Genomic DNA, 8273 nt, shown 5'->3' on the forward strand with positions numbered 1-8273 from the left:
CCGTCAGGTACTTCCCGCACGGGCAGCCCATCAGCGCCCACACATGCTCCAGCAGCAGCCGTGACTCGTCGCTGTAACCCTTCGGCCGCAGCCGGCGCTTGTCGACCTGCTCGGCCGGGGCCGGCAAGCGCGGACCGGTCAGCATCCGCCGTGCCGTCGACCGGCCCATTCCCGTGGTCGCCATCACCTCATCGAGGATCTTCGCCTTATCAGGCCTTGACGCTCTCGCGTACGCGGCCCGGAGCTTGTTGGTGACGTGTCGCCTCGCGGCCATCGGAATCTTGCCTTCCACATCGGCAAGCCTGCCCCGCCCACCGGGGACTACGCGCTCAAAGAAGCTGAGGCACCGGCCCGACCCCCGCGCTCAAAGAAGCTGAGGCACGTCGCCGCCTTTGCGCGGGTTGCCGCCAGCAACTAGATTGAAATGGCGCATTTCTGCGTGCACGAGACACACTGCTCCACCCGTTTCTGCATCCAGTACAGCACCGCGTCCAGCCCCGGCCGGGCGCACCGACAATCCACCACAAATCGGAGTCCCTCCTACATGACCATCACCGCCACCGACAAGACCGCTGCCCCCCAGGTTGCGGTCAACGACATCGGCTCCGCCGACGACTTCCTCGCCGCGATCGATGCCACCATCAAGTACTTCAACGACGGCGACCTCGTTGAAGGCACCGTGGTCAAGGTCGACCGCGACGAAGTCCTCCTCGACATCGGGTACAAGACCGAGGGCGTCATCCCGTCGCGCGAACTGTCCATCAAGCACGATGTCGACCCCGGTGAGGTGGTCTCCGTCGGTGACGAGGTGGAAGCCCTCGTCCTGACCAAGGAGGACAAGGAAGGCCGCCTGATCCTGTCCAAGAAGCGGGCTCAGTACGAGCGCGCCTGGGGCGACATCGAGAAGATCAAGGACGAGGACGGCGTCGTCACCGGCACCGTCATCGAGGTCGTCAAGGGCGGCCTCATCCTCGACATCGGGCTTCGCGGTTTCCTCCCCGCCTCGCTGGTGGAGATGCGCCGCGTCCGCGACCTCGCGCCGTACATCGGCCAGGAGCTCGAGGCGAAGATCATCGAGCTGGACAAGAACCGCAACAACGTCGTCCTGTCCCGCCGTGCCTGGCTGGAGCAGACGCAGTCCGAGGTCCGCTCCGACTTCCTGAACAAGCTGCAGAAGGGTCAGGTCCGCCCGGGCACCGTCTCCTCGATCGTCAACTTCGGTGCGTTCGTCGATCTCGGCGGTGTCGACGGTCTGGTGCACGTCTCCGAGCTGTCCTGGAAGCACATCGACCACCCGTCCGAGGTCGTCGAGGTCGGTCAGCCGGTCACCGTCGAGGTGCTCGACGTCGACCTGGACCGCGAGCGGGTCTCCCTGTCGCTGAAGGCGACCCAGGAGGATCCGTGGCAGACCTTCGCCCGGACGCACGCCCTGGGCCAGATCGTCCCCGGCAAGGTCACCAAGCTGGTGCCGTTCGGTGCGTTCGTCCGCGTGGAGGACGGCATCGAGGGTCTCGTGCACATCTCCGAGCTGGCGGCCCGTCACGTGGACCTGGCCGAGCAGGTCGTCTCCGTGAACGAGGAGCTGTTCGTCAAGGTCATCGACATCGACCTGGATCGCCGCCGCATCTCCCTGTCGCTCAAGCAGGCCAACGAGGGCGTCGACGCGGACTCCACCGAGTTCGACCCGGCGCTGTACGGCATGGCCGCCGAGTACGACGAGGAGGGCAACTACAAGTACCCGGAGGGCTTCGACCCGGAGTCCAACGAGTGGCTCGAAGGCTACGACGCCCAGCGCGCTACCTGGGAGACGCAGTACGCCCAGGCGCAGGAGCGGTGGGAGGCGCACAAGCGTCAGGTCGCGTCCTCCGCCGCGGAGGAGACCACCACCACCGGCGGTGGGTCGTTCGACAGCGGGACGAGCAGCTACTCGTCCGACGAGGCGCCGCGCGATACCGGGACGCTGGCCTCCGACGAGGCGCTGGCCGCCCTTCGGGAGAAGCTCACCGGCGGACAGTGATCATCCGCCCAGATCGGCTGAACTGACACGAGGCCCTCCACCCCCGCGGTGGAGGGCCTCGTGCCGTTTCGGGCAGAACGCACGCGTTTGCATCGGCGCCGGTTCCCGGCTCACGTCAGGGGTGGTTTGGACGAGACTCGGCAAGGACCGGCGTCGAGCGGCGGGAGATCCTGCTGCCCGGGTGAGGTTGCCCGCTCCGCACGTCTCGCTCTCCTCGGCGCACGTGTCACTCTCCTCGGCGCCGGGCCGCTGGATCGTGCTGGCCTGTGTGCTGGCCTCGGGCCTGGCCGGTGTCGACGCCACCGTGGTGAACATCGCCCTGCCTGACATCGGCGCGGACCTGCGGGTCGACTTCGCGTCCCTGCAGTGGACGATCACGGGGTACACCCTCACCCTCGCGTCGTTCGTGCTGATCGGTGGGTCGCTGGGAGACCGGTACGGTCACCGCCGCGTCCTGGTCGTCGGGGTGGCCTGGTTCGCCGTCGCCTCCCTGCTCTGCGCGGTGGCGTCCACGTCGCCCTGGCTGATCGGTGCGCGAGCCCTGCAAGGGGTCGGGGGTGCGCTGCTGATGCCGGCGAGCCTGGCGATTCTGGAGGCCGTGTTCGACGCCGACGACCGCGGGCGCGCGATCGGCACGTGGTCCGCGTTCAGCGGGGCGGCGTCGGCCATCGCGCCCTTCGTCGGCGGCTGGCTGCTCGACGTCGCGGACTGGCGCTGGGTCTTCCTGATCAACCCGCCGCTCGCGGTCCTGGTGGTGGTGCTCGCCGTCAGGCACGTGCCCGAGACGCACGACGCCGCGGCCGCCGGCCGTCTCGACGTCGCCGGCTCCCTGCTGTGTGTCGTCGGCCTCGGCGCCCTGACCGCCGGGTTGATCGCCGCGGGTGAGCGCCCGCCGACCGACGTGGCGGTCTGGCTCCCGATGGCGCTGGCCGCCGCCGCGCTGATCGGTTTCCTCGTCGTCGAACGGTGGCAACCGCATCCGATGCTGCCGCTCGGCCTGTTCCGGATCCGCGCGTTCACCGCGACCAACGCGGTGACCTTTCTGCTGTATGCGGCCAACAGCGGGGCGCTGCTGCTCCTGGTCGTCGAGCTGCAGACGGTCACCGGTTTCAGCCCGCTGCTCGCCGGGGCCGCCCTGATGCCGATCACGGTGGTGATGCTGCTGCTGGCGTCCCGGTTCGGGGCTCTCGCCGGGCGGATCGGTGCTCGACCACTGATGGCGGTCGGACCCCTGGTCTCCGCGGCCGGGCTGGTGCTGATGACCCGATTGAACGCCAGTTCCGGGTACGTGGTCGACGTCCTTCCCGCGGTCACCGTGTTCGGTCTCGGGCTCGCCGTGTTCGTCGCACCGTTGACGGGCACCGCCCTGGCCTCCGTGCCGCACGCGCGCGCCGGGCTCGCCTCGGGAGTGAACAACGCCGTCGCGCGCGCCGCCGGCCTCGTCGCCATCGCGGCGCTGCCCGCCCTGACCGGGATCACCGGTGACGTGTACCGGGACCCGGTTCGGTTCCTGCCCGCCTTCCACGCCGCGATCTGGATCTGTGCCGGTCTGCAGGTGGCCGGTGGACTGCTCGCCTGGATCGCGGTGCCCGGCCGCAGCCTCACCGGTGATCCGCGCTGCTCCGTCAACCTGTCCGGCGACCCGGTGGGCGGTGCGTCCATCCCCGGGCGGGCCCCGTCCGGGTCCCGCTGACTAGACTGACGGGCGTGCTCACAGTCGGACTGACCGGGGGAATCGCGGCGGGCAAATCAGTGGTAGCGGCCCGGCTACGGGAACTCGGCGCCGTCCTGATCGACGCCGACGTCCTGGCCCGTGAGGTGGTGGCGCCGGGTACCGACGGGCTCGCCGCCGTCGTCGACGCCTTCGGTTCCGACGTCCTCACCGGCGACGGCGACCTCGACCGTGGTGCGCTCGGTGGCCTGGTGTTCGGCGACGACGGGGCGCGGGCCACGCTCAACGGCATCGTGCACCCGCGGGTACGGGCGGAGGCGGCCCGACGGATCGCGGCGGCACCCCGCGGGGCAGTGATCGTGCAGGACATCCCGCTGCTGGTGGAGACGGGCCAGGAGGACGCGTTCCATCTCGTCGTGGTGGTTCAGGCGGCCGAGGACGACCGGATCCGCCGGATGGTGGAGCAGCGGGGGATGAGCGCCGAGGACGCGCGGTCCCGGATCGCCGCGCAGGCGACCGACGAGCAGCGGGAGGCCGCCGCCGACGTCGTGCTGGCCAACAGCGGTAAGGTCGGTGCACTGCAGCGCCGTGTCGACGAGTTGTGGCACGAGCGCATCCTGCCGTTCAACGAGAACTTGCTCGCCGGCCGGCCCGCGGCTCGTGCCCGCGGTGGTGTTGCGGGTGGTGCGGGCACGGCGGACGTTGCGCAGGACGGTGCGGGCACGGGCGGCGGGGGGCGTGCGCAAGTCGTCGAGCGCATCGCCCGCAGGCTGGCTCGGGTCAGCGCCGACCTTGGGATCCTGCGCATCGAGCGCGTCGAGGGCGCTGAGCCGGTGGATGTTCTGATGATTCGGGTCGTCGTGCCCGATCAGGCGGCCGCTGACCGACTGGTGCAGCCCTTTGCGGACGCCGGCTTTCCTCGGGTGCGGGACGCGCGTGTCTGGGACGACCGTGTGCCGGGCCACCGACCCTGCTGGTTACATCGCACCTGCGATCCTGGCAAGGCCGTCGACGTGCAGGTGTGTGCGTCCGCGGAGGGCGGATCCGGCTGATTGGATTTATCCGAAGCGGAGAAGCGTTCGCCTTCGTCCCTGTAGGGCGCTCAAACCTCTACACAGCCCGGCTTCGCCTGATTGAATCGAGGTCCTAGCCAGCGGCACTTCGCGGCGGCGTGCCGATTTCCTCACTCGCAGCCCAACTCGCCAGGAGTCGCAGCCGTTCTTCGGACGTCGAGGCTGGCTCAGCGGTGTAGGCGATGATCGTGACGTCGGGTTCGCTGGCGAGGGTGAGAGCTTCTCCGGTGACCTCGATCTCGCCGACGACGGGGTTGCGGATGGTCTTGGTGGAGCTGGTGTGCAGGCGCACGTTGTGGGATGCCCACCAGGTGCGGAACGGATGACTTCGGGTGGTCAATTCACCGATGAGGTCGGTCAACGCACGGTCGTACGGGTTGCGCCCGGCTTCGATCCGGAACGCGGCGACGATGTCGCGGGCTATACGCTCCCAGTCTGCGTAGAACTCCTGCGAGGATGGGTCGAGGAAGATGAAGCGCGCGATGTTGGCCGGCTGCTTCCCGTTCGGTCGGAGCCCTGGCATGAGGGCTGCGCCGAGCCGATTCATCGCCAGCACATCGCAGCGGGCGTTACGGGCGTAGGCAGGGAGCTCGACCATTCCGTCGAGCAGTCGTTGCGTCCGGGCGGCGACGGCCGGACGAGTAGCGGCGCGCTTGGATCCGGGTCTTGTCGCGGCGGTTGTGGCGTTCGCGGTGCGAGCGAGGTCGAAGAGGTGCTGCTCTTCCGCGTCGTCGAGCTGCAACGCTCGGGCGACGGCGTAGAGGACCGATGCGGAGACGCCGGCGAGTTTGCCGCGTTCCATTCGGTTGTAGTACTCGGCGCTGACGCCGGCGAGGATTGCGACCTCTTCGCGACGCAACCCTTTCACGCGGCGGCCGGTCGAAGATGCGGTGAGTCCCACGGCGTCCGGGGTGAGGCGGGCTCGCCTGGATCGGAGGAAGTCGCTGACCTCGGTGCCGGTGTCCATACCGTCAGCGTAGGCGGGTCACGACGGTATGAAACAGGCACCGCCAGTACACCGAACAACTCTGCCTGTTCCACAACGCGGGGGTGCGGTCCCATGGAATTGTCGGCCGCGAACGCCCGGGTATAGATGCTGTGAGGGAAACAATGAGCATGCTGGACACTGATTTCGTCCCGACCGCGCCGCCCTTGTCGCGGCGACGCTCGGTTTCGCTGTGGTCACCCTCGACACGCAGGTGACCAACGTGGCCCTTCCCGCGCTCCGCGGGAGCCTGGGCGGTTCCCTGTCGGACCTGCCCTGCGTGTCAGGGTGGGGTGAGTCCACCGGTTCATAGCAAGTCCGTTTCGCGGGGCGAGTTGAAGGATTACCTGTTTCGATGAGTTTGAGTTCCCCAGTCGTCCTGGCCGGCGCCGATGATGGTGTCGTGAGTGCACCCTCGAGCCCTGACGGTCCGGCGCGCCGCCGGTCGTTCACGCCGGGCCAGAAGCTGAAGTATCTGACCGAGTACGAGACCGCGTGCGAGACCGGCCAGGGCGGGGCGTACCTGCGTCGGCACGGCCTGTACTCCTCGCTGATCTGCGAATGGCGCAAGCAGCGCGACGCGGGCCTGCTGGACGGGAAGGACCCCGGCGACACGGTCGGCCGGCCGTCGCGGGAGCAGGCGGAGATCGCGACGCTGAAGGCGCAGCTGCGCAGGACCGAGTCCGAACGGGACATGGCGCGCACCGCGCTGGAGATCATGGGAAAAGCACACGCGCTCTTGGAGCAGATCTCCGAGAGCGCGGATACCGACAAGCCGCGCAGGAAGCGCTCATGAACGCCTACGCCGAGCTGACCGGCTCGGGCACCCCGACCCGGCAGGCCGCCACTCTGACCGGGGTGCCGCGGGCGACCGCCGTCCGGGCCGCTGCCCGTGCCACCGGGCCGGACCCGGAGCCCGCGCGGCCGCGTCCGGCCCCGGCGAACAAGCTCACGAACACCGAGCGGGCACGGGTGCTGATGGTGCTCAACAGCGAGGAGTTCGTGGACAAGCCGCCGCTGCAGGTCTACGCGATTCTGCTCGAACGCGGCCAGTACGTGGCCTCGGTCGCCACGATGTACCGGGTGCTGCGCGAGAACGCCCAGGTCCGCGAACGCCGCCGACTGGCCACCCACCCGCCCCGGAAGATCCCCGAACTGATCGCCACCGCACCACGGCAGGTCTACTCGTGGGACATCACGAAACTGCCAGGGCCGGCCCGCGGCGTCTACTACGACGCGTACGTGATGATCGACATCTTCTCCCGCTACATCGTCGGCGCCGTCGTCCACGCCACCGAGGACGGGGCCCTGGCCACGGAGATGATGACTTCCGCGTTCGGTGTGCACGGAACCCCGCAGGTCGTCCACTCCGACGGCGGCCCGTCGATGACCTCCAAGACCGTCAGAACTCTCCTGGCCGACCTGGGCGTGGTCCGCTCCCGCTCACGCCCGCGCGTGTCCAACGACAACCCCTACTCGGAGGCGCTGTTCAAGACGATGAAGTACCTGCCCGACTTCCCCGACCGGTTCACCTCCCTGGCCCACGCCCGCCAGTTCCTGGACGAGTTCGCACACGCCTACAACCACCACCGGCACACCGGCATCGGCATGCACACCCCCGCGGACGTCCACTACGGCCTCGCCGACAGGATCGACCACGACCGCGACGCCGCCCTGGACGCAGCCCGACGCGCCCACCCCGAACGGTTCACCAGCACGACCCGACCCAAGATCCTCGACCGCGACCCCGCCGCCTGGATCAACCCACCACCAGCCGACGAGCTACAACTCGCCGCCTAACACCCACCGGCCTCACCCGCCTTGACAAATACCGCTACGCCGACTCGTGGACGGCGCGGCGGAGGACGAGGGCGGCCGTGTGGTGACGGGGCGACGAACCGGAGGCCGATCAGCGCCGCGGCACCGACGGAGACGTTGAGGAGGGGGTGTCAGACTCGGCGAGAAGGTCACGAATTCGTCGGATGGAAAGGCCTGTGTCGTCGGCCAAGGTTCGGATGGAGTCGCCGGCTTCGTAGGCGGCGCGAAGCTGGTCCGGCTGGGGGCCGGTGGGCTCGTCGATGCCACCGCCGTATCCGCGGTGAACGCGGCCGCGGGGGATGGCGTCCGTGCTCGACTCGTCGCCCCAAGCGGTCCAGCCGTGCGGATACCGATTCGGTCAATGATCGAGCCACGCGCGTCGTCGAAGCTGTGCTTCAAAGCCGGGAGTATCGGCGTGCAGCCACGCGTCACCGTGGAAGCGTGGCACGAGAAGTGATCGATGGTGTTGGCGGAGTCCCCGATGAGATCGTCGGTGACATCGTGTACCGAGCCAACTGGGAGGCGAATGACACCGTCGCAGAAATCGAAGCCCGCGTTGGAGTGTTCCCGGGAAAGTGGATACCAGAATTATGCGGCGAGTTCGTGGATGTCCCTCAATCCTAATTCATACTCGGCGGGTGTCAAATAGCCGAGGGTGGAGTGTCGCCGTGCCCGGTTGTAGTACTCCTCGATCCAGGTGAATGTTGC

General features: G+C 68.6%; 7 protein-coding genes and 1 pseudogene. 4 read left to right on the forward strand and 4 right to left on the reverse strand.

Features of this window, described 5'->3' with window-relative positions:
- A pseudogene (locus tag BKD30_RS04500) lies at positions 1–274 on the reverse strand (integrase catalytic domain-containing protein); the annotation flags it as partial.
- A 270-nt stretch (positions 275–544) separates the two neighbouring features.
- Here BKD30_RS04500 and rpsA point away from each other — a divergent pair.
- From rpsA to coaE, 3 genes are all read left to right on the forward strand, one after another.
- Complete coding sequence (gene rpsA, locus BKD30_RS04505) at positions 545–2017, forward strand: 30S ribosomal protein S1 (RefSeq protein WP_076702646.1); 1473 nt, start codon at positions 545–547, stop codon at positions 2015–2017.
- 181 nt (positions 2018–2198) lie between these two features.
- Entirely contained in the window at positions 2199–3710 is a 1512-nt protein-coding gene (locus tag BKD30_RS04510) for an MFS transporter (RefSeq protein WP_159440541.1), read from the forward strand.
- A gap of 14 nt (positions 3711–3724) precedes the next feature.
- Positions 3725–4741: a dephospho-CoA kinase gene (coaE, locus tag BKD30_RS04515; protein ID WP_076702648.1), complete on the forward strand. Its 1017-nt coding sequence runs from the start codon at positions 3725–3727 to the stop codon at positions 4739–4741.
- Positions 4742–4835: 94 nt separating this feature from the next.
- On the opposite strand, the gene BKD30_RS04520 is transcribed toward coaE, so the two are convergent.
- Complete coding sequence (locus tag BKD30_RS04520) at positions 4836–5729, reverse strand: helix-turn-helix domain-containing protein (protein WP_076702649.1); 894 nt, start codon at positions 5727–5729, stop codon at positions 4836–4838.
- Between the two features lie 421 nt (positions 5730–6150).
- Between BKD30_RS04520 and BKD30_RS04530 the strand changes: the two genes are divergently transcribed.
- Positions 6151–7547 (forward strand): IS3 family transposase gene (locus tag BKD30_RS04530; protein ID WP_408033357.1). Its coding sequence is split into 2 segments (ribosomal slippage): positions 6151–6514 and positions 6514–7547, totalling 1398 coding nucleotides; the frame shifts between segments, so codons are not numbered across the junction.
- Positions 7548–7656: 109 nt separating this feature from the next.
- Here the strand turns inward: BKD30_RS04530 and BKD30_RS17005 are convergent.
- Both BKD30_RS17005 and BKD30_RS17010 read right to left on the reverse strand, forming a co-directional pair.
- Entirely contained in the window at positions 7657–7866 is a 210-nt protein-coding gene (locus tag BKD30_RS17005) for a helix-turn-helix domain-containing protein (protein ID WP_408033358.1), read from the reverse strand.
- Between the two features lie 287 nt (positions 7867–8153).
- Positions 8154–8273: IS3 family transposase (locus tag BKD30_RS17010; protein ID WP_408033359.1), on the reverse strand; the 120-nt coding region annotated here is incomplete at its 5' end.

The sequence above is a fragment of the Tersicoccus phoenicis genome (assembly GCF_001968835.1).
GTDB classification, from domain to species: Bacteria; Actinomycetota; Actinomycetes; order Actinomycetales; family Micrococcaceae; genus Tersicoccus; species Tersicoccus phoenicis.

What these genes read in the sequence shown, in the direction of transcription:
- BKD30_RS04520 (WP_076702649.1), bottom strand. Translation starts at nt 5,729, where the DNA reads ATGGACACCGGCACCGAGGTCAGCGACTTCCTCCGATCCAGGCGAGCC.
- rpsA (WP_076702646.1), top strand. Translation starts at nt 545, where the DNA reads ATGACCATCACCGCCACCGACAAGACCGCTGCCCCCCAGGTTGCGGTC.